This window comes from Micromonospora sp. LH3U1 (genome assembly GCF_028475105.1).
Classification (GTDB): domain Bacteria; phylum Actinomycetota; class Actinomycetes; order Mycobacteriales; family Micromonosporaceae; genus Micromonospora.
Map to the genome: position 1 here is coordinate 3256597 of NZ_CP116936.1, position 19160 is coordinate 3275756.

At 73.9% G+C, this 19160-nt stretch carries 18 protein-coding genes; 5 read left to right on the top strand and 13 right to left on the bottom strand.

From position 1 onward, the window contains the following. Positions 1 to 64: 64 nt before the first annotated feature. From PCA76_RS14690 to PCA76_RS14700, 3 genes are all read right to left on the bottom strand, one after another. Entirely contained in the window at positions 65 to 649 is a 585-nt protein-coding gene (locus PCA76_RS14690; protein WP_272618584.1) for a class F sortase, read from the bottom strand. A 114-nt stretch (positions 650 to 763) separates the two neighbouring features. Next, the gene (locus tag PCA76_RS14695; protein ID WP_272618586.1) at positions 764 to 1249 is read right to left on the bottom strand and encodes a hypothetical protein; all 486 of its coding nucleotides are present in this window, start codon (positions 1247 to 1249) and stop codon (positions 764 to 766) included. Positions 1250 to 1558: 309 nt separating this feature from the next. Further along, complete coding sequence (locus PCA76_RS14700; RefSeq protein ID WP_272618588.1) at positions 1559 to 2386, bottom strand: ArsR/SmtB family transcription factor; 828 nt, start codon at positions 2384 to 2386, stop codon at positions 1559 to 1561. A gap of 139 nt (positions 2387 to 2525) precedes the next feature. Between PCA76_RS14700 and PCA76_RS14705 the strand changes: the two genes are divergently transcribed. From PCA76_RS14705 to rnhA, 3 genes are all read left to right on the top strand, one after another. After that, positions 2526 to 3797: an MFS transporter gene (locus PCA76_RS14705; protein WP_272618590.1), complete on the top strand. Its 1272-nt coding sequence runs from the start codon at positions 2526 to 2528 to the stop codon at positions 3795 to 3797. A 38-nt stretch (positions 3798 to 3835) separates the two neighbouring features. Next, positions 3836 to 5119, top strand: coding sequence for a lycopene cyclase family protein (locus PCA76_RS14710; RefSeq protein ID WP_272618592.1), 1284 nt, complete (start codon positions 3836 to 3838; stop codon positions 5117 to 5119). 71 nt (positions 5120 to 5190) lie between these two features. Next, entirely contained in the window at positions 5191 to 5667 is a 477-nt protein-coding gene (gene rnhA, locus PCA76_RS14715) for a ribonuclease HI (RefSeq protein WP_272618594.1), read from the top strand. A 7-nt stretch (positions 5668 to 5674) separates the two neighbouring features. Here rnhA and PCA76_RS14720 read toward each other — a convergent pair whose 3' ends face one another. The 3 genes from PCA76_RS14720 to PCA76_RS14730 all read right to left on the bottom strand — a co-directional run bounded on the left by PCA76_RS14720 (position 5675) and on the right by PCA76_RS14730 (position 8056). Beyond that, entirely contained in the window at positions 5675 to 5968 is a 294-nt protein-coding gene (locus PCA76_RS14720) for a preprotein translocase YidC (RefSeq protein ID WP_272618596.1), read from the bottom strand. 16 nt (positions 5969 to 5984) lie between these two features. After that, positions 5985 to 6872 carry a pentapeptide repeat-containing protein gene (locus tag PCA76_RS14725; protein WP_272618598.1) on the bottom strand — a complete coding sequence of 296 codons (888 nt, stop codon included), beginning with the start codon at positions 6870 to 6872 and terminating at the stop codon, positions 5985 to 5987. 83 nt (positions 6873 to 6955) lie between these two features. Beyond that, positions 6956 to 8056, bottom strand: coding sequence for a DUF5919 domain-containing protein (locus PCA76_RS14730; RefSeq protein ID WP_272618600.1), 1101 nt, complete (start codon positions 8054 to 8056; stop codon positions 6956 to 6958). Between the two features lie 130 nt (positions 8057 to 8186). On the opposite strand from PCA76_RS14730, the gene PCA76_RS14735 reads away from it, so the two are divergent. After that, the gene (locus tag PCA76_RS14735; RefSeq protein WP_272618601.1) at positions 8187 to 8789 is read left to right on the top strand and encodes an MBL fold metallo-hydrolase; all 603 of its coding nucleotides are present in this window, start codon (positions 8187 to 8189) and stop codon (positions 8787 to 8789) included. 19 nt (positions 8790 to 8808) lie between these two features. Here PCA76_RS14735 and PCA76_RS14740 read toward each other — a convergent pair whose 3' ends face one another. Next, positions 8809 to 9420: a LysE family translocator gene (locus PCA76_RS14740; protein WP_272618603.1), complete on the bottom strand. Its 612-nt coding sequence runs from the start codon at positions 9418 to 9420 to the stop codon at positions 8809 to 8811. A gap of 62 nt (positions 9421 to 9482) precedes the next feature. Here PCA76_RS14740 and pdxR point away from each other — a divergent pair, with 62 nt between their 5' ends. After that, the gene (gene pdxR, locus PCA76_RS14745) at positions 9483 to 10979 is read left to right on the top strand and encodes a MocR-like pyridoxine biosynthesis transcription factor PdxR (protein ID WP_272618605.1); all 1497 of its coding nucleotides are present in this window, start codon (positions 9483 to 9485) and stop codon (positions 10977 to 10979) included. Between the two features lie 21 nt (positions 10980 to 11000). Here pdxR and PCA76_RS14750 read toward each other — a convergent pair whose 3' ends face one another. Genes PCA76_RS14750 through PCA76_RS14775 form a run of 6 tightly spaced genes read right to left on the bottom strand, consistent with a single transcriptional unit; the run spans position 11001 to position 19145 of the window. Beyond that, positions 11001 to 12422, bottom strand: coding sequence for a DUF6297 family protein (locus PCA76_RS14750; RefSeq protein WP_272618607.1), 1422 nt, complete (start codon positions 12420 to 12422; stop codon positions 11001 to 11003). Then, the gene (locus PCA76_RS14755) at positions 12419 to 13036 is read right to left on the bottom strand and encodes an ABC transporter ATP-binding protein (protein WP_272618608.1); all 618 of its coding nucleotides are present in this window, start codon (positions 13034 to 13036) and stop codon (positions 12419 to 12421) included. The genes PCA76_RS14750 and PCA76_RS14755 overlap by 4 nt, the downstream gene beginning before the upstream one ends. Before the next feature lie 46 nt (positions 13037 to 13082). Continuing rightward, positions 13083 to 15479, bottom strand: coding sequence for a tetratricopeptide repeat protein (locus tag PCA76_RS14760; protein ID WP_272618610.1), 2397 nt, complete (start codon positions 15477 to 15479; stop codon positions 13083 to 13085). Next, complete coding sequence (locus PCA76_RS14765; protein ID WP_272618612.1) at positions 15476 to 17242, bottom strand: ABC transporter permease subunit; 1767 nt, start codon at positions 17240 to 17242, stop codon at positions 15476 to 15478. Before PCA76_RS14765 ends, PCA76_RS14760 begins: the two co-directional genes overlap by 4 nt. Further along, positions 17239 to 18516, bottom strand: a complete 1278-nt coding sequence (locus tag PCA76_RS14770; RefSeq protein WP_272618614.1) for an ABC transporter substrate-binding protein — start codon at positions 18514 to 18516, stop codon at positions 17239 to 17241. Before PCA76_RS14770 ends, PCA76_RS14765 begins: the two co-directional genes overlap by 4 nt. Then, a complete protein-coding gene (locus PCA76_RS14775) occupies positions 18513 to 19145 on the bottom strand; it encodes an ATP-binding cassette domain-containing protein (RefSeq protein ID WP_272618616.1) in 633 nt (210 codons plus the stop codon). Before PCA76_RS14775 ends, PCA76_RS14770 begins: the two co-directional genes overlap by 4 nt. Between the last annotated feature and the right edge of the window lie 15 nt (positions 19146 to 19160).

Below are 19160 nucleotides of genomic sequence, written 5' to 3' on the forward strand. Positions count from 1 at the left end.
CAGGGGATGGTGTCACCGCATTCTGCCGAGCAGGGTCCGGCTCCCGACAGGCGGGCGGTCCGGCTCAGGCGGTGCGGGTGGCGAAGACGACGACGTTGTCGACGTAGTTGCCGGTCGCGGCATCGAACCGGCCGCCGCAGGTGATCAGGCGCAGCCCGGCGGCGTCCGCCGGGCCGTAGACCAACGTGGTGGGAAAGTGCTCCTTGGGGTACGCGCGAACGTCGTCCACGGTGAACGTGGCGACCTGTGCGTCGGCGCGGGTGATCTGGATCTGCTGGCCGGCGCGCAGCCGACCGAGGTCGAAGAAGACCGCCGGGCCGGCCGGTGAGTCGACGTGTCCGACCAGGACGGCGTTGCCGGTCTCGCCAGGGCTGACCCCGTGCTCGTACCAGCCGGCGAGGGTGGGCCGATCCAGTGGTGGCACCTCCAGCACCCCGGCCGCGTCCGCGCCGACCGGGACGACCTCCGCGCGTACGCCGATGGCGGTGATCTGCACCCGGACCGGCGCGGCGCGCGGCAGCGGCGCCAGGTCCGGTGCGGGGTGGGTGCGCATCGGCGCGTGGGCCGGCGGTCGTGGTGGCCGCGCCGGGTCGGCGGTGAGGCCGACGGTGATCAGCCCCAGCCCGGTCACGCCGAGCAGGGCTACCACGGCAGGTAGGGTCCGCCGCCACCACACCTGGGCACCTCCGTACGGGTTCGTCCGGGTGCCCGCACCGGTGTCACCGGTGCGGGCACCCGTCCTCAGGGATGGAACGGCCGCCAATCAGGCGACAGTGGACACCGGACGACGCCGGCGGATCAGGATCACCGCACCGGCGACGGCGGTGCCGAGCAGCGTGCCACCAGCGGCCAGGGCCCCGCTGTCGCGGCTGTCGCCGCCGGAGCCGGCCGGTGCGCCGCCGATCGGTGTGACGGCGAACGTGGCGCTGCCGGCCGAGCTGCCGTCGCCGCAGGTGCCCGCCACCGTGTACGTACCCAGGGTGAACCCGGCGGTGAAGAGTTCGGCGCTCAGTCCTCCGCCGGCGGCGGCCGTGGTGGATCGGACGTTCTGGTCGCGGTTGGGGCCGGTGACCCGGAAGATGGCGTCGCCTGACTTCGGGTTGCAGGTCGTCGCGGTGAGCACGACGGTCCCACCGACCGGTGTGGTGGCCGGTGACACCGTGGTGTCGGCCAGTGCGGCGCCTGGCAGCAGGAGCGTGCCGAGGCCCACGCCGAGCGCCGCCGAGCAGAGTGCTGTTGAGACCTTCATACGCGTCTTCCCTCACTTTTCGTCCGCTGACTGCGTGGGACGTCGTTCGGGTGGCCAACTCCGTGACTAGCACCGGTGTGCCCAACACTAGGTGGGTTGGGTCCTCGATCAGGTGAAAATGAGAATTCCTCGTTGCCGTCACGTGTCCACCCGAAGGCGGTGAGAGCTGCGCAAAGGCGCGGACGGCCCGACCGGCACCGGTGCTCCGATCGATGTCTCTCCGGTCGCACTGTCACCGCTGGGTCGATGGCGAGGTTTTGCCGGCGACGGCGCGAATGCGCCCCCTGGCCGGCCGAGCCTGCCCGCGGGTCAGCCGGCCGGGGTCGGCGCGGGCATCGGCTCGCCGGTCTCAACCAGGGTCTTGAGGCTGGCCAGCAGTTCCGGCCAGCCGCCGCTGCCGCCGAGCTGGCCACTGATCGCCCGGTGCATCTCGCTGTCGGCGGAGAAGTCTCCGTGGATGACAGTCAGCCGGACGGCCGAAGCGCCGTGTGGCTCGATCTCGAAGGTCACCTTCGACCGGCGTTCGCCGAGCCGGGCCGTCAGCTCGTCAGCGGACCAGCCGAAGTGCTCGGCGTGCTCGGGTTGGAAGCCGTGCCAGCTGTAGGAGAGACGACGGTACGGTTCGGCGACCAGCACCCGCTGGCCGAGGTCACGTGGCTCGGCGCCCGGCGCGTCCTGCCACAGCACCGGTGACCCGACCTGCCAGTCCGACACCAGCGCGACCCCGCCCCAGTAGCGCCGGGTGAAGGCTGGCTCGGTAAGCGCCGCCCAGAGCCGCTGCGGCGTCGTGGTGACGTACGTGGTGTAGGCGAACGTGGGGCTCTCCATGGGCTGGCGCTCCAATGCTGTGGTCAGGTCGGCGAGCGCCGCCGCCCGATCGCGGTCGTAGCGGCTGAGCCACCGGTCGGCGATGGCGTTGATCGGAGCGGCGTTGAGGAAGTGCAGCTTTTCCCGGCCGCGCCGCATGGTCGTGACGAGGTTGGCCGCCTCCAGCACCGACAGGTGTTTGCTGACGGCCTGTCGGGTCGTCGCCAGCCCGTCACAGAGCTCCCGCAGGGTCTGGCCGTTGCGCTCATTGAGCCGGTCGAGCAGCTGACGCCTCTTGGGGTCGGCCAGCGCGCGAAAAGCCTCGTCCACGGCTCCTCCTTGACATGCAACCGTCTGGCTGCCTGTCAGGATAGGCAACCAGATGGTTGCATGTCAACCGATCGCGTCGCTTCTGCCGAGGGACAAATTCGGGAGGAGGCCGGGAGGGTCGCTGGTAGTTTCCGTGCCCGTGACACAGGACAAGGTTGCCGGACTGGGCACACGGTTCGCGCGGCTGTGGGCGGCCAGCACCCTCTCCGCCCTGGGCAGCGGGCTGGCCACCGTCGCCGCGCCCCTCTTCGTCGCGTCGCGCACCGACGATCCGCTCGTGGTGGCCACGGCGTCCGCGGTGGCCTGGCTGCCGTGGTTGCTGTTCGCCCTGCCCGGCGGGGTGCTGGTGGACCGGATGGACCGACGCCGCTTGATGATCATCATCGATCTCGTGCGGGTGGTGGCGCTGGCTGTACTGGCTGCGGCGATCATGACCGGGACAGCCGGGGTGGCGGTGCTGTACGTGGTGCTGTTCGTGGTCAACACCGGTGAGATCGTGTTCCGCTCGGCCAGCCAGGCCATGCTGCCGACGGTGGTGCCCCGACACCGTCTGGAGCGCGCCAACGGCTGGCTCGGCGGCGGCACCACCCTCATGAACGGGATGCTCGCCGGGCCGCTGGGCGGCTTCCTGTTCGTGCTCTCGGCGGGCAGCCCGTTCGTGGTCAACGCCGTCACGTACGCCCTCAGCGCGGTGCTGGTGGCACTGATCGGCGGCGACTTCCGGGCCGCCGCCACCGACGCGAACACACGGCGGACCCGTTCGATGCGCCGGGAGATCGTCGAAGGGCTGCGCTGGCTGGCCCACCAGCGGTTGCTGCGCACGATGGCCGTGCTGATCGGCCTGCTCAACGTGACCCTCACCGCCGCGCTGGCGGTGCTGGTGTTGCTCGCCGAGGAGCGGCTACGACTCGGGTCCGTCGGTTACGGGCTACTCTTCACCTGCATGGCCTGCGGCGGGGTGCTCGGCGCCCTCTTCGGCGACCGGCTCGTCGCCTGGATCAGCCCCACCTGGACGATCCGGGTCGGTCTGCTGATCGAGGCGGGGCTGCACCTGGCGTTGGCCGCATCGCGCAGCACCATCGTGGTCGGGGTCGCGCTCTTCGCCTTCGGCGTGCACGGCGCACTGTGGAACATCGTGGCGAACTCACTGCGCCAACGACTCACTCCGCCGACGTTGCAGGGACGGGTGGCCAGCACGAACCTCTTCGTGGCAGCGGGTGGCAACTGCGTGGGCGCACTGCTCGGCGGACTGCTCGCCGCCCAGTTCGGCATCACCGCCCCGTACTGGGTCGGGTTGGTGGTGGCGATCGGCGTCTCCGCCGCCACCTGGCGGGTCTTCAACCGCGCGGCGGTCGCGCGCGCCTATGCCGACGAGCCCCCGGTCGAGCAGCAACCCGCCCCGGTGCCCTGAGCATCGCGTCGGGTGGCGGCGCGCGGCCGACCGCGACGGTGTGGCAGCGTGGTGCGGTGACCGATTCCGTGCCGCTCGACGTCGACCTCGCGCTGCTCGGTGGCGGCGGCGCGGCGTCGTTGCTGCTCGCCGCGCTGGACCGGCACGGCGTCCGCGACCTGCGGATCGCCATCGTCGACCCGGTGCGTCGGCGCGGCCAGGACCGCACCTGGGCGTTCTGGGGCCACCCGGACACCGACCTGGACCCACTGCTCAGCGCGAGCTGGCAGCAGGTCGAGGTGGCCACGCCGGCGCAGCGCCGCGTCCTGGACCTGACCCCGCTGCGGTACGCCATGCTCCGCTCCGGCCCGGTCTACGACCGGGCTGCCGAAGCCGAGCGCCGGCTGGACGCCACCCGGATCGTCGCCCCCGCCGACATGGTGACCGACGACGGCACCCGTGTGCTGGTGCGCACCGGGGACGGGCACACCGTGCGGGCCGGTTGGGTGCTGGACTCCCGTCCCCGCCCGCCAGCGCGAGCGGGTCGGACCACCTGGTTGCAGCACTTCCGCGGCTGGTGGCTGGAGGCCGACCGGCCGGTGTTCGACCCGGCGCGGGCGGTGCTGATGGACTTCCGTACCCCGCAGCCGCCCCGGGGCGTCTCCTTCGGGTACGTGCTACCGGTGAGCGACAGTTACGCCCTTGTCGAGTACACCGAGTTCTCGCCGGGCCTGCTCAGCGACGCCGGGTACGACGCGGCGCTGGCCGGCTACCGGGACCTGCTCGGGCTGGACCCAACCGGGCTGCGGGTGCGCGAGGTGGAGAACGGGGTGATCCCGATGACCGACGCGCCGTTCCCGGCCCGGCCCTCGCCCCGCGTGGTCCGGCTCGGTACGGCCGGTGGCGCGACCCGCCCCTCCACCGGCTTCACCTTCTCCGCCATGTACCGCCAGGCCGACCAGGTGGCCCGCGCCCTCGCGGCGGGTCGACCGCCGGTGCCTGCGGCGGCGTACCCGGCCCGGCACCGCTGGATGGACGCGGTGGCCCTGCGGGCGCTGGACCGGGGACGGGTGGGCGGTCCCGAGTTCTTCGACCGGCTCTTCGACCGCAACCCGGCCGAGCGGGTGCTGCGCTTCCTCGACGGCGTCACCACCCCGGCCGAGGAGGTCGCGATCATGAACTCCACCCGGCTGCTGCCGATGATCGCCGCCACCGCCGGTGACGCGGCGCACCGCGTCCGCGACCGGCTGCGCCCCACCCGGCCCGTGCCGGCCATCCCGGCCGCTGTGGTCGGCACCCCGGCGACGGGTTCCGCAGCGGGCGGTGGCGCACCACCCGGCTGACCTGCCGCCCGTTCCGGCGCGGCGGCCCCCGAGCGGGGAGTACGACGTCACCGCCCGGTAGGTTGCCGGGCATGGTGGACGCGGCGACCGGCAGAGGCGTGCAGATCTGGACCGACGGGGCATGCAGTGGTAACCCCGGGCCGGGCGGCTGGGGTGCGCTGCTGCGCTACGGCGACCACGAGCGGGAGCTGTGCGGCGGCGAGGCCACGCCCACCACCAACAACCGGATGGAGCTGATGGCGGCCATCCAGGCGCTGGAGAGCCTCAACCGGCCGGTCACCGTGGAGCTGCACACCGACAGCACGTACGTGCGCAACGGCATCACCAGCTGGTTGGCGTCCTGGAAGCGCAACGGTTGGCGGACCGCCGCGAAGCAGCCGGTGAAGAACGCCGACCTGTGGCAACGGCTGGAAGCGGCCTGCGAACGGCACGAGGTCACCTGGCTGTGGGTCAAGGGGCACAACGGTCATCCGGAGAACGAGCGGGCCGACGGGCTCGCCAACAAGGGCATGACCGAGGCACGGTCGGCCGCGACGGCCAGCCGCTGAGCCTGCGTCAGCGGGTAGCGTCCGGATGCCCGGGCATGCTCGATCCGCCGCCACTGCTGCCGGACGAACCGCCGGTCATTCCTGAGCTGTTGTCCTCGGTCACGATGTCCGGCCGTACGTCGGTGTCGTCCGGTGGTGGGACCTCGGTGTCCGCCTCGACCTGCACCAACGGCACCTGGCCGGCCTCGTCCTCGCTGTGCTGCGGGTCGCCCGGCAGCTCACCGTCCCGCTTTCGGTAGCCCACGCCGTGCCCCCCGTCGATGCCGGTCCGCGTCGGGCGCTGGCTACCCGGCGTCGTCACGGCCGAAACCTCGCGGTCAGCGGCGCCGGCTGCGGCGGGCGGGGGCGTTGGAGCGTGACGGCTGGCGTAGCGGGGTGAGCGGCAGCGCCGTCCAGTGCGGTGGCCGGGTGAGCGTCGCCGGCAGCCCGGTACGCGCGTCACCCCGGGCCGCGTCGAGCTGGGCCTGGTGCAGGAAGAGGGTGCTCCGCAGGTCGGCCCCGCGTAGGTCGGCCCCGCGCAGGTCCGCGCCGGTGACGTCGGTCAGGCTCAGGTCGGCCCCGCGCAGGTCGGCACCGAGCAGCAGCGCCCCGCGCAGGCTGGCCCGGCGCAGGTCGACGCCACGCAGGTCGGCACCGAGCAGGTGGGCGCCCCGGTGGTCGGCGCCCCCTGGGAGGCGGGCCGCGTCGCTGGCCCGGGCCAGCAGCGGGTTGACCCGGTCCCGATGCGCGGCGACGTCCACCGCGCGTAGCCGCGCCGGATCACCCTCGGTGAGCGTCACCGTGTCGGCGCGAGCGCGCTCCAGCTCACCGAGCAGGTCGGCCGGCGGGCGCAGCGCCACCGCCTCGGTGAGATACCAGAGCAGTTCGTGCAGCGGCCGCAGCACGGCGAACGCCTCGGCCATCGCCGGCAACGTCTCCGGTGCGTCCCGCCAGTCCCGCCCGCCGAAGGTGACCTGGGCGACCTGCTGACCGGCGCCGAAACAGTCGAACACCGTGCAGCCGGGAAACCCGCGTTGCCGCAGCTCGGTGTGGATGCCGCAGCGGTGGTCCGGGCGCAGGTTGGGGCAGGGCTGCCCGGCCGGTTTGTCGATGGCGAAGTCCGCCGACGCGGCGAAGGCGGGCACCACACAGCACAGCCCGAAGCAGCGCTCGCAGTCGGCGCGCAGCCGCGCCGACCCGGGCGGCGGTGCGGTGCTGGGTGACACGGGTGGCCCTCCTGGCGCTCGACGCGACGGCTCGCGGTGGCCACCATTGTCCCGCGCGTCGAGCCAGCCCGGTGGGTCGGGGTTCACCGTCCGTGTGTGTCGCCGGCCGCCGCGGAGCGAGGTGCCGGGGTACGGGGATCACCCGGCGCCGCGACCAGCCGGTAGATCTCCCGCTCCCCGTCGCCATGCCCGTACTTCTGGTCGAAGTGCCGCTCCACGACGGCGGCCCGTGTGCGGTCCCCGTCAGCCGGCTGGGCCAGGGCGAACACCGCCGGGGTCGACCCGGATGCGCGGGGCGGCAGCGCGGCTCGCACGGTCAGTGGGCCCCCGGTCACCCGGAACCCACGGCAGTCGACGTAGTGCTGCCCGTCCACCGTCACGTACGGCACCCGCACCTCGATCACGTCCGAGTTGTCGTGGCGCAGCGTGACGGTGACCGACCAGTACCGCTCCAGGTTGAGAGTGGCCTGCTCGTGCTCCCACAACTCCTCGAACCGGGCGTGCACGAACCCGCCCCACGGGCTGTCCATGTCCACCTCGAGCTGAGGCACGTTGAACGACAACTTCCCGATCGGGAAGAACGAGATCAGCGCCCGCCCGTCCCACTGGTAGAGCTGGATCGACGGGGACGCGTCGTAGAGCCGGACCTGCAACCGGTGCCGCAGCCGGGAGTCGAGGGCGTCGGAGAAGGCGGCCAGGTGGCGCAGGTTGGTGCGGATCTGCCGCGGCACGTCCACCCGCTGCCGCTCCAACTCCTCGGAGCGCTGCTGGGCGGCGGTGCAGTCCGGGTCGAGCAGGAGCAACTGCACCTGGGCGCCGTTGGCGAGCGCCGACCGCACCGCGGTCAGCGTCTCCTCGCGGTGTCGTTGCTCCAGCAGGATCGTCCAGGTGTCGAGGATGCGCACCCGGCGACCGGAGCGGTGCAGCCGCGTCACGAACGCCTGCTGGTCGAAGCTCAGGTGCTCCTGCACCCGCGCCTTGCGGGCCTCCTCGAACAGCGGGTCGAAGATGACGTACGAGATGGCCGCGAGCACCACGCTGGCACCCAGGTTGAGCAGCAGATCGCTGAGGAAGCCGCTGCTGAGCCAGGCGGCCACCAGCATGAGGCAGGCGACCAGGAGCAGCGGCCCTCCGACGACGAAGGCACGTCGTTGCCGGCCACCCCGACCAGCCCACACGGGCATCCGGTCTCCCTCCGCCGTCGGCCGACCCGGCCGCCGCCCACTGATCACCGGCATGCGGAGGATACGTGCCCGCTTTGCCGCGCGCCGTCCCGTTCGGGACCGCAGACCGATCCCGGCGTACCGTCGCCGGATGCGGATCACCCGATTCACCCACTCGTGCGTCCGGGTCGAGCACGACGGCGGGGTGCTGGTCGTCGACCCGGGGACGTGGAGCGAGCCGAGTGCCCTGGTCGGCGCGGACGCCGTCCTGGTCACCCACGAGCACACCGATCACGTGGACGTGTTGCGGCTCGCCGGCCTCGGCGTCCCGGTGTACGCCCCGGAGGGCGCCCGACTGCCGGATCTCGCCCCGCTGCCGGTGACCCGGGTCCGCGCGGGGCAGCGGTTCACCGCGGCCGGCATCGAGGTCAGCGCCCACGGTGGTCGGCATGCCGCGATCCACGAGGGACAGCCCGACTGCCCCAACCTCGGCTACCTGATCGGCGACGGGCTCTACCACCCGGGCGACGCGCTGCACGTGCCCGACGAGCCGGTGCGCACCCTGCTCGTCCCGGCTCAGGGGTCCTGGATGCGGTTGGGCGAGGCGATCCGGTTCGCCCGCGAGGTGGGGGCCGCCGCCGCGTACCCGATCCACGACGCGCAGCTCAACGAACGCGGCCTGGCCAGCGTCGCCGGCTGGTTCGCCGAGACGATCCCCGGTTACCGCCACCTCGTCCCCGGCGACACCGCCTGACGCGGCGCGAACGGACTTCCTATCGTTCGGTGAGGGCGAGCGTCACGCCGAGCGCGACGAACGTGCCGGCGACGGAGCGGCGCAGCCAGTCGGTGACCCGGGGCCGGGTCAGCACCCGGTCGCGGACCCGGGCCGCGAAGATGCCGTATCCGCTGAAGATCACGAAGGTGAGCAGCATGAACACCCCGCCGCAGGCGAGCATCGCGCGGGTCGAGCCCGGGGCGGCGGTGTCCACGAACTGCGGTAGGAACGCCACGAAGAACAGCGTCGGCTTCGGGTTGAGCAGGTTGACGAGCACCCCGGACACGATCACCCGGACCGCCGACTTGGGCGGGCTGTCGGTGGTGGCCGCGAAGGCGCTGCGGTCCCGTGCCGTCGACCAGCCCAGGTAGAGCAGGTACCCGACCCCGAGATACCTGACCACCTCGAACGCCGCCGCACTCGTCGACATCAGCGCGGCGAGCCCGGTCATTGCCGCCAGCAGGTGCGGCACCACGCCCACCGTGCAGGCGAACGCGGCCAGCACGCCGGCCCGTGCGCCCCGGGACAGCCCGGCGGCGAGGGTGAAGAACACCCCGGTGCCGGGAGTGACCACCACGATCAGCGTGGTGACCAGGAACGGGATGGTCATGGTCGTCCTCCGGGGAAGTTGGCGGGGCTGTCTCGTGCTCACTCTGCTGCCAGAATGGTCCGGTGAGCAGAGCCAAAGCGGAGGCACCCGAGAGGTCCATAACTGCTGGATCCGACTTTCTGCACCTGACCATCGCCGACGCGCCGCGCGGCGGGCGTGCCGACTGGCTTGCCGGCCGGCTGCGTCAGGCCATCGTCGACGGGCGCGTGCCGGTCGGTGACCGGCTGCCCGCCACCCGCGTGCTCGCCGCCGACCTCGGTGTCTCCCGGGGCGTGGTCACCGAGGCGTACCAGCGGTTGACCGAGGAGGGTCACCTGGCCGGGCGGGGCCGTGCCGGCACGGTGGTGGTGGCCGCACCGGGCACGCCGACACCACCCGTACCCGCCCCGGCCGCCGCGCCGAACCCGGCCGGGCTCTTCACGCCGGCACCGGACAGCGACATCTTCGAGGCGGTACGCGCAGCGAGCGCGACCATCGACCTGGCGCCCGGTGTGCCCGACCTGACCGCCTTTCCCCGCGCGGACTGGCTGCGCGCCGAACGGACCGTGCTGCGCCACCTCGCCGCGGCCGACTTCGGCTACGGCGACCCGTGTGGTGCGCCCGTGCTGCGACAGGCCGTCGCCGCCTGGCTGGCCCGCAATCGCGGCATCACCGTCGACCCGGTCGAGGTGATCGTCGTGGCCGGCGTGACGCAGGCGCTCGGGCTGCTCGCCCAGGCACTCGGCGCCGCCGGCATCAACCGGATCGCGGTCGAGGACCCGGGTTCCCTCGGCGTCCGGCAGCACCTGAACAACTGGCGCATGGACACCCCGCCGATCGGCGTTGACGACGCCGGGCTGCGGGTCGACGAGTTGGCCGCCAGTGGTGTGCCCGCCGTGATGCTCACCCCCGCGCACCAGTTCCCGACCGGCGTGGTGCTCGACGGCGACCGCCGCCGCCAGCTCGTCGCCTGGGCGCGGGCCGGCGGCCTGATCATCGAGGACGACTACGACGCCGAGCACCGCTACGACCGTCCCCCGGTGCCGGCGCTGCGTGGCCTGCTGCCCGAGCAGGTCTGCTACGCCGGCAGCGTCTCCAAACTGCTCGCCCCCGCGCTGCGGGTCGGCTGGCTACTCGTGCCGTCGCGCCTACGGGAGGCGGTGGTGGTCGCCAAGCGCAACGCCGACCTGGGCAACGCGGTGCTGCCGCAACTGGTGCTGGCGGAGCTGATGACCTCCGGGGCGTTCGAGAGGCATCTGCGGCTGCTGCGCCGCCGGCACATCCGTCGGCGGGACGCGATGATCGCCGCGCTGGCCCGGCACCTGCCCGACGCGACCGTGCACGGCGCCGCGGCCGGTCTGCATCTGATGATCACGCTGGACGACGCCGTGGTCGACACGGAGCTGGCGGCGGCGACGCTGGCGCGCGGAGTGAAGGTGCAACCGCTGTCCTGGCACTGCCAGCGGCCGTACCGACCGGGCCTCGTTCTCGGCTACGCGGCCCGTACGACGACCGAGATCGAGGAAGGTGTCATCGAGATCGCCGCCGCGCTCCGCGACCGCCGTCGGTTGGATGGCTGAGCGCGGTCGGGCTGGGGTCGCTCAGCCCAGGAACAGCTGGACGAGGACCAGCACGGCGAGCAGCGCCGGCCCGCGTGAACCCTGACGCAGCAAATCGACCGGGATCATCCCGAACGGCGTGTTGACCGTCGCGCCGCCGTAGTTGATCGGCGGGCGGGTGCCGGCCCGAAACGCGGCGAGCACCACTCCGAGGGCCAGCATCGGTGCCAGCGAGGCCGGCCCCGGGTCGACGGTCGGCAGGGTCAGCAACCACCACAGGCCCGCGCCGACCGCCGGCACCACCACGTGGATCCCCCGCAGCAGGGCGTCGCTTCCGCCGAGCGCCCGGCGCAGCCCGGGTGAGCGGCTGACCGACCGCAGGCCGCCGGTCAGCCGGTTGGCGGCGAGGTAGGCGAACACCACCTGCATGGCCCCGGCCAACCCGGGCAGGGCGAGCGCGGCAGCGTACTGGACCCCGATCAGCGCCGCCCAGATCAGCACGGCGCTCGGGTGGCGGCGCAGCCGGCGTACGTCGGCCTGCAACAGCACCCACCAGCCGGGGCCGGGCAGGAACCGGCGGCTGCGAACCCGGCCGATCCGGCGCCAGCGCCGGCTCTCCATCAGGCCGGTGAGCAGGCTGGGGTCCAGCAGGATCGTGGCCGTGGCGGCGGCGTTGGCGAACTGGGCGCCGGTGGTCAGCGTGGCGCGGTCGACCCGGGGCAGCGCGCGTACCGCGAGGAACGTGCCCACGACCGCGAGCGGCACCGCGACGGCGACCAGCGCGACGGTCGGCGTCGTCGCCGGCCGGGGCAGCCCGTCGCCGAAACGAGCGGCGAGCACCACCAGCGCGGTGACGGCGGCTGCCGCCACCAGCGGCGCCGTCCCGGCCAGGGCCGGCCACCGCCGGCCCGCCCGGCTGCTCTGGGCGACGACGCTGAGCGCCAGCGCGGCCGCACCCCACCCCGCACCGGCCGCGGCCGCCCAGCCCAGAGCCGCCGGGTCGCTCACACCGCCGAGCGCCGCCACGGCCACCCCGAGCAGCGCGGTGCCGGCGGCGGCGCCCACCAACAGGATGGCGAAGCGCGGCGCCAGCCAGGCCCGCCGGTCGACCGGCGCGCTGGTCGCCCAGCTCTGCGTGGCCGGCGTGACCAGCAGCGGGCCGAGCGCGCGCAGGCCACGCCAGGCGAGCCCGGCGCCGGCCAGCAGCGCGGCCACCGCCAACCACCACCGCACCCCCGGCTCAGCCTGCCCCACCGTGGGCGACTGAAGCATGTCGCGGCTGGCGCTGATCGCGAACCAGCCGTACATCCCCACGAACAGGACCATGACGTACGCGTCGCCCAGCACATCGCCGAGCGAGTGGTCATGGTGCCTGCTGCGGGCCTTGCGCAGGTGCGTACGCAGTTGCCGGGCGGTGGGCACCCCGCTCGGCGTGTCGGCGATCGTGGCCGGTGGGGCGGTCACCGGCCGATCTCGATGCGCTCGTCGACCACCGCGTCGATCAGCTCCGGGTCGTGCGAGGCCAGCAGCACGGCTGTACCGGCTTCACGTTCCCGAAGCAGCCGCTCGGCGAGCCACTGCCGCCCGCGTACGTCCAGCCGCTGCTCCGGCTCGTCCAGGATCAGCACCCGGCGTGGCCGTACGAAACACGACGCCAGCGCCAGCCGGCGGCGCTGCCCACTGGACAGGGTCACCGGCAGCTGGTCGCGGGCCTGCTCCAGACCCAGCTCGGCGAGGACCTCCTCGACCGGCTCGGCGTCACCCCCGTGGGCGTACGCGACCAGCTCCAGGTGCTCGACCACGGACAGGTCGGGGAAGAAATCGATGTCGTCCAGGGCGGCCGCCACCAGCGCCCGCACCTGCGGGTCGGTCTCGTCGGCCCGGCGGCCCTGCACCAGTACCTCGCCGGCGTCCGGCCGGTCGGCGCCGACGACACAGCGCAGCAGGGTGGTCTTGCCGCTGCCGTTGGGGCCCAGCACCACCGCGATCCGGCCCGCCTGGAGCGTGAAGCTCACGTCGTTGAGCACGACCAGGTCGCCGAAGTTGCGGCTGAGTCCCCGTACCGAGAGCGCGTCCACGATCACAGAGTCTCGCAGACCCGTGCCAGCGACCAACCGCAGCGACCTACGTCACGCGGTCGGTGGCGTCGTCCTCAAGTCGGGCGTCTGCGGCGGCCTGCCCCTGGCCGTCGGCGACCTCCTCGGCCACCGTCGCCGCGTCCGCCCAGTGCCGCCGCGCGTCGGCGTGGTCGCCCAGGGCCGCGCAGGCGTCACCCAGGTAGAGCAGAGTGCGCGCCAGCCCTGGAGTGGGCCTCGTCTCCTCGCGCAGCCGCCGGCTCTCGGCCAGCAGCTCGTACGCGGTGCGCGCCTGCCCCGGTGTGCTGCTCAGCAGTGTCGCCCCGGCGTTGAGCAGCGCCGTCGCCCGGCTGGTCGGGTCGTTGACCGACTCGTACTCGCGCAGCGCGGCCCGCCACGCCTGGGCGGCGTCCAGGTGCTCGCCGAGCGCCGCGTGCACGAGCACCAGGTTGGTCAGCGCCGCCGCGTACCCCCGCGCGTCACCCACCGACCGGAACGTGTTCGCCGCCCGCACCAGGTGGTGGTGCGCGGTGTCCAACTCGCCCCGGGCCAGCTGCGCCGCGCCGAGGCCCAGGTCGGTGAGGGCGTGCCCGGCACGGTCGGCCCCGGAGCGGTGCCGGCGGGACATCTCCAGGTGCTCCACCGCGTCGTCGAGCTGGCCCAGGTCGAGCAGGGCCAGGCCGAGGTTCATCCGAGCCTGGGCGGTGCCCCGACGCCCCCGTTCGTTCACCGCGAGGGTGAGCGCCGCCGCCGCGCCCTGCGGGTCGTGCCGCCGCCGCCGCAACACACCCAGCTCGTTGTGCGCCCACCCGGCGATCTCTGGTCGGTCGTCGGCGGTCGGGGTGGCCAGCACGGTACGGCAGACCTGCTCCCACTCGTCGAGCCGCTCGGCGTACGCCAGCCACCCGCACAGCGCCACGGCCAGCCGGAACCACCACCGGCGCACCCGGCGGGGCAGTGTCTCGGCCGCGCCGGCCGGCACCCGCACCACCGCCAGCAGCAGCTCCTGGTGCAGGTCGAACCAGCCGTACGGGTCGTCGTCGAGCGGTAGCGACCACTCCCGGTCCGGTGGGGAGCCGAGCATGGCCAGGTTGGCGGCGTGCCGTTCGGCCCGGCGGGCCAGGTGCCTCGTCAGGCGGGCCTGTGCGGCGACCCGGGCCCGGGCCGGATCCGCGTCGCGCAGGTGCAGTCGCGCACTGCCGGCGAGCAGGGGGCGGACCTCGTAGCGGTCACCGGGCGCGCCCACCACGAACGCCGCGGCAGCCAACTGGTCGAGCAGCGCGGTCACCCGCTCGGGGTGCCGCCCGGCGAGCGCGGCGATCGTCGGCCGGTCCACCGGGGCGGGGACCAACGACATCACCCTGTACAACCGGCGGGCCTCGCGGGTCAACGCCCAGTAGGCGGTGTCCCGTTCGGTGATCAGACGGGCGGCTGGCGAGACGGTGAGCCGCTGGTGTGGTGGCGTCTGCACGGCGCGACGCAGCGCGTCCAGCACGTCGGAGTGTCGCCAGCCGTGCTGCGCGGTGCGGTAACCGAGCGCGCGGACGGTGCGTGGCTGGCGCCCACACAGGTCGACGACCTCGCGTACCGCCGGGTCGGTGCGCGGGTCGGCGCGGCGGACCCGGGCGGCGGGCGCGGCCCCGCCCGCGGCGGCGAACAGCTCGACGGCCTCGGACGTGCCCGGCTCGGCGATCCAGTGTGCGACCACACCCTTCAGCCCGACCAGCGCCGGGCCGCCGGCGAGCAGCAGCCGGCAGGTACGCGCGGTGGGTGGCAGCAGCGACCGGACCTGCTCGGGACGGTCGACGTTGTCCAGCACCAGCAGGATCCTGCGACCGTCGAGTTGACCGCGCAGCGCGTCGGCGGCGGCGGCGAGCGCGTCCGGCCGGCCGGACGTCGGCGGCGCGGTGCCCAGGATCCGGGCCAGAGCGGTGAGCACCTGTCGGGCCGAGCGGGGTCGGCCCCGCGGCCGCAGGTCCAGGTAGTACTGCCCGTCCGGGAAGTCCTCCCGGCACCGGTTGGCGGCCTGCACGGCGCACGCGGAGGTGCCCACCGCACGCCGGCCCAGGACCGCCACCGCGTGCTCCCGGGCGAGCAATCCGAGGATCGCCTCGACGTGCTCGCCGCGACCGGTGAACTCGGCCGTGTAGGGCAGGGTGGGCGCGCCGGTGGTCGGTGCGGTGAGCACATCCGTCGGCTCGGGGTCGGAACCCCCGCCGGCCCGGCGGCGGCGCACCTCGTACACCAGGTAGCCGATGCCGCCGACGCCGCCGCCGACGACGGCCAGGGCGATGCCCGCCGGCCCGAGCACGCTGGCCGCCAGCTCGGAGAGCAGGTCGCTGGCCAGGTTGCTGACCACGCCGGCGACACCGCCGCCGACCAACCCGCCGATCCCGACCAGCGCCGGCCAGCGCGGGCTCCGGCGGGCGCCGCCCGGCCCGGTCACCGGACGCCCCCGGAGACGAGCCCGGCGACCAGGTGCCGCCGCGAGAGCACGACCAACACCACCGGCAGCACCGAGGCGAGCACCGAGCTGGCGGCCAACGCGCCACTGTTGCTCACGAAGCTGCGGGTCTGCTCGGCCAGGAACGGCCCGAGCGGTGACGCCTCCGGCCCGCCGAACAGCCGACCCACCACCAGGTCGTTCCAGACCTGGACGAACTCCAGCACCGAGACGGCCACCACCGCGGACAGGTTGTGCCGGGCCAACCGGCGCAGGGTGTGCCACCACCGGCGCCCGCCCAGCCGGGCGTCGCGTACCTGCTCGGCCGGCAGGTCGGCGAACGCGTTGCGCAGCACCAGCACCGCGAACGGCACGCCCAGCGCGATGTGCACCAGGGCCAGGCCCTGGGCCGTACCGGAGGAGAGCACCAGACCCAGCACCTCGTTGACCGGCCCGGCGATGACCTGGACCGGCACGACGCTGGCCGCCAGCAACAGCAGCCCGGTGGCCTGCGCGGCCGGCCCGGTCAACCAGGCCAGCGGGTACGCGGCCAGCAGCGCGACCACCACCACCGTGGCGGTCACCGCGGTGGCCAGGAGCAGCGTGAAGCCCAGCGTGTGCCACAGCTCCGTTCCGGTGATCACGTCGCGGTAGGACTCGTCATCCGGTGGCGCCGACCACCAGCCGCGCGCGGCGGCGTCCACCCTTCCGTGTGCCGACGTGGCGACCAACACCGCCAGCGGCACCAGCCACGCGACCGCGGCACCCGCCGCGAGCAGCCGGAACACCCGCCGGGGCGGGGCGACGGGGCCGGGCTCCGGGGCCGCCTCGGCGTGCGGCGGGGGCCAGGCCTGCCGGACGAACAGCGCGGCCACCATCATCCCGCCGATGACCGCCACCAGCCACACCACGCCGAGCGCGGCGCCCTCGCCGGTGGTGGTGCCACCCGACGTCTGCCAGATCCGTAACGCGAGCACGGAGGCGTCGTCGCGGACCGAGCCGGGGGTCATCACCAGGATCAGGTCGAACGTGCGGCTGGTGCCGACCGCCACCAACGCGAAGACCACCGCGGTCGTCCGCAGCAGCAGTGGCCGCCACTGCGCGTCCCACAGCACATGTCGGCGCCGGCCGCCGTAGGCGCGGACCGCGTCGGCGAGACTCGGCGGCACCGCGTCCAGCGCGGAGCGGAAGACCAGCACGGCCAACCCCACCCAGGCCCAGACGAACGCCGACATCAGCGCGACGGTGACCAGCCCTGGCCCGAGCAGCTGCGGCGCGTCGTCGGCTGAGCGGCCGGTGAGCCGGGTCGCGACCAGGGTGGCCAGCCCTCGGCTCGGATCCGGGTCGTACATCAGCCGGAAGGTGACCCCGGTGACGACCAGCGGCAACGCCACCGGCACCAGGAGGATCAACCGGACCAGGCCGCCCTCCTGGGAGCGGCGCGACGCGACGGCGAGCAGATAACCCAGTGCCGTCACCACCGCCGGCACCAGCAGTGCCCAGAGGACCGTCCGGCCGACCACCGCGCCGGTGCCCGGCGCGGCGAGCGCGGTCCGGAAGTGCGCCGCGCCGACCCAGAGACCGTCAGTGGTGACGCTGGCGTGGATGGTCCGGAGCACCGGCCACAGCACCAACCCACCGAGCAGCACCGCGGCCGGCAGCAGCAGTGCCGAGGTCGCCCCCGCCGCCGGATACGCCCGGCCCCGCCGGGGCGGCCCGACGTCGTCGAGGACCGCCAGCTCGCCGAGGACCCGCACCTGACTCATCGGCCGCCACCCGCGCTGCGGGCCGCCGCGGCGAGCTGACCGGTGGCGCGGCGGATCGCCTCGTTGGCCCCGACCCCGTCGGTGACGTCGGCGAAGAAGCCCTGCATGATCCGCCAGATGCCGACACCGTCCGAGCCGGTGAACGCGCCGGGCAACTGGTCGGAGAGGTCGAAACGCAGAGTGCCCGGGGCCCGCATCTCCTCGACGAGTCTCCGACCGACCTGGTCCGTGTAGCTGTCGATCGAGACGTTGGTGTTGGGCGACAGGTAGCCGCCAGCGCGTAGCCAGGGCTGGAACGAGTCGGCCCTGGTGAGCCACTCGATCAGCTCGACCCCGCCCCGCGCGTCGGCGAACACCACCGCCGCGTCCCCGCCGACGATCAGTGGGCGGCCGCCCGGCTGGGCGCCCGGGAACGGGAACGTGGTCGGTGCCTGCGGGCCGCGCTGGAACGGACCGACGACGTCAGCGGTGAAGTCGGCCCCGACGAGCATCACCGCCCGCCGGGCGTACACCACCTGAATCACGGACTCCTCGTACTGGGTGAGCAGGGCGCGACGGCCGCCGCCGAGGAACGCGCCGTCGACGCTCCAGAGCTCGGCGAGCCGGTCCAGGGCGTCGCGTACGGCCCTGCCCTGCCAGTCGGCGTACGGCCCGGCGAGGGTGTTGTAGTCGTCGGGCGCCACGTCGGCCAGAACGTTCTCGAACCAGTCGGTCAGCACCCAGCCGTCCGCGGCGCCGATGGCCAGGGGAGCCGGGCCGCCGTTGCGCCGAGCGAGCGCGCCGAGCCGGCGGGTCATCGCGACCAGCTCGTCCCAGGTGGCCGGCGGCTCGGGCAACATGGACCGCAGGCGCCAGACCAGTGACTTGTGCGCCGCCTTCACCCAGACGCCGTAGCGCTGCCCCTCGGCGGTCAGCAGATCGCCCAGCTCGTCGGGCACGGAGTACTCGGCGGACGGACGCACCGGGCTCAGCCAACCGCGCTGGGCATACTCGGTGACCAGGCCGGGGCGGGGCAGGATCGCGACGTCCGGGCTGGTGCCGGCGAGGTGCCGGGCCCGCAGGAACGCGTCGATGTCGTTGCCGGCGCTGACCACCTGCACCGGGGCGGGATAGCCGGCGACAACCTGGCGGAACCGGTCCAACTCGCTGGTGCTCCAGACCACCGCGACCTGCACCGACCGGGCCCCGCCGGAGCAGCCGGCGGCCAGGGCGGTGGTGCCCGCGGCGGCGGCGCGCAGCAGGCTACGGCGACTCAGCCGGGCGGTCGTCGTCATCGGGTCACCCCGGTCGGCTCGGTGACCAACTCGTGCCGCAGTGGAATCTCGGCCAGGGTGGCCGGGTCGGAGGTGCAGACCAGCACCGCCACCCCCGGGGCATCCGGTGGGGAGAGCCGGGGCATCAGGTCACCGAGACGGCTGTCGCCCGCCGAACCGGCCGGCAGGTCGACCACGAGGACCTCGGGCAGGCAGGCCGCCGCCCGGGCGAGCGCCACCCGGAACCGCTGCGCGGCGGAGATCTGGTGCGGCAGCAGGGTGAGGGAGAGCGCCAGCTCGAGCCGGTCGACCACCGTGGCCGTCCAGTCGTTGGCCACCTCGTGCACCCGTTCGCGCTTGCGCTGGCCGTACTCGATGTTGCGGCGCACGGTGAGTTGCGGAAGGAGCGCGCCACCGGCGGGCACGTAACCGATCTGCCGGCGCGGCGGCGGTAGGGCGGTGACGTCCCGGTCGCCGACCAGGATGCGACCGGTCACCGGGGCGGCGAGCCCGGCCAGCACCCGGGCGACCGCGGTGCCGAAGCGGGGTGGGGCCACCAGGGCGGCGAGCGTGCCGGCGGGAACGTCGAGGGTCACCGGCCCGGTGCCGGGGACGGCGACCAGTGCGCGTAGCCGTAACGTGAGCCTCACCTCCGGTGACCGCTG

Excerpts from the sequence above, each read along its gene's own strand:
- PCA76_RS14695 (WP_272618586.1), bottom strand. The coding sequence starts at position 1,249 with ATGAAGGTCTCAACAGCACTCTGCTCGGCGGCGCTCGGCGTGGGCCTC.
- rnhA (WP_272618594.1), top strand. The coding sequence starts at position 5,191 with ATGGTGGACGCGGCGACCGGCAGAGGCGTGCAGATCTGGACCGACGGG.
- PCA76_RS14730 (WP_272618600.1), bottom strand. The coding sequence starts at position 8,056 with ATGCCCGTGTGGGCTGGTCGGGGTGGCCGGCAACGACGTGCCTTCGTC.
- PCA76_RS14735 (WP_272618601.1), top strand. The coding sequence starts at position 8,187 with ATGCGGATCACCCGATTCACCCACTCGTGCGTCCGGGTCGAGCACGAC.
- PCA76_RS14740 (WP_272618603.1), bottom strand. The coding sequence starts at position 9,420 with ATGACCATCCCGTTCCTGGTCACCACGCTGATCGTGGTGGTCACTCCC.
- PCA76_RS14765 (WP_272618612.1), bottom strand. The coding sequence starts at position 17,242 with ATGAGTCAGGTGCGGGTCCTCGGCGAGCTGGCGGTCCTCGACGACGTC.
- PCA76_RS14770 (WP_272618614.1), bottom strand. The coding sequence starts at position 18,516 with ATGACGACGACCGCCCGGCTGAGTCGCCGTAGCCTGCTGCGCGCCGCC.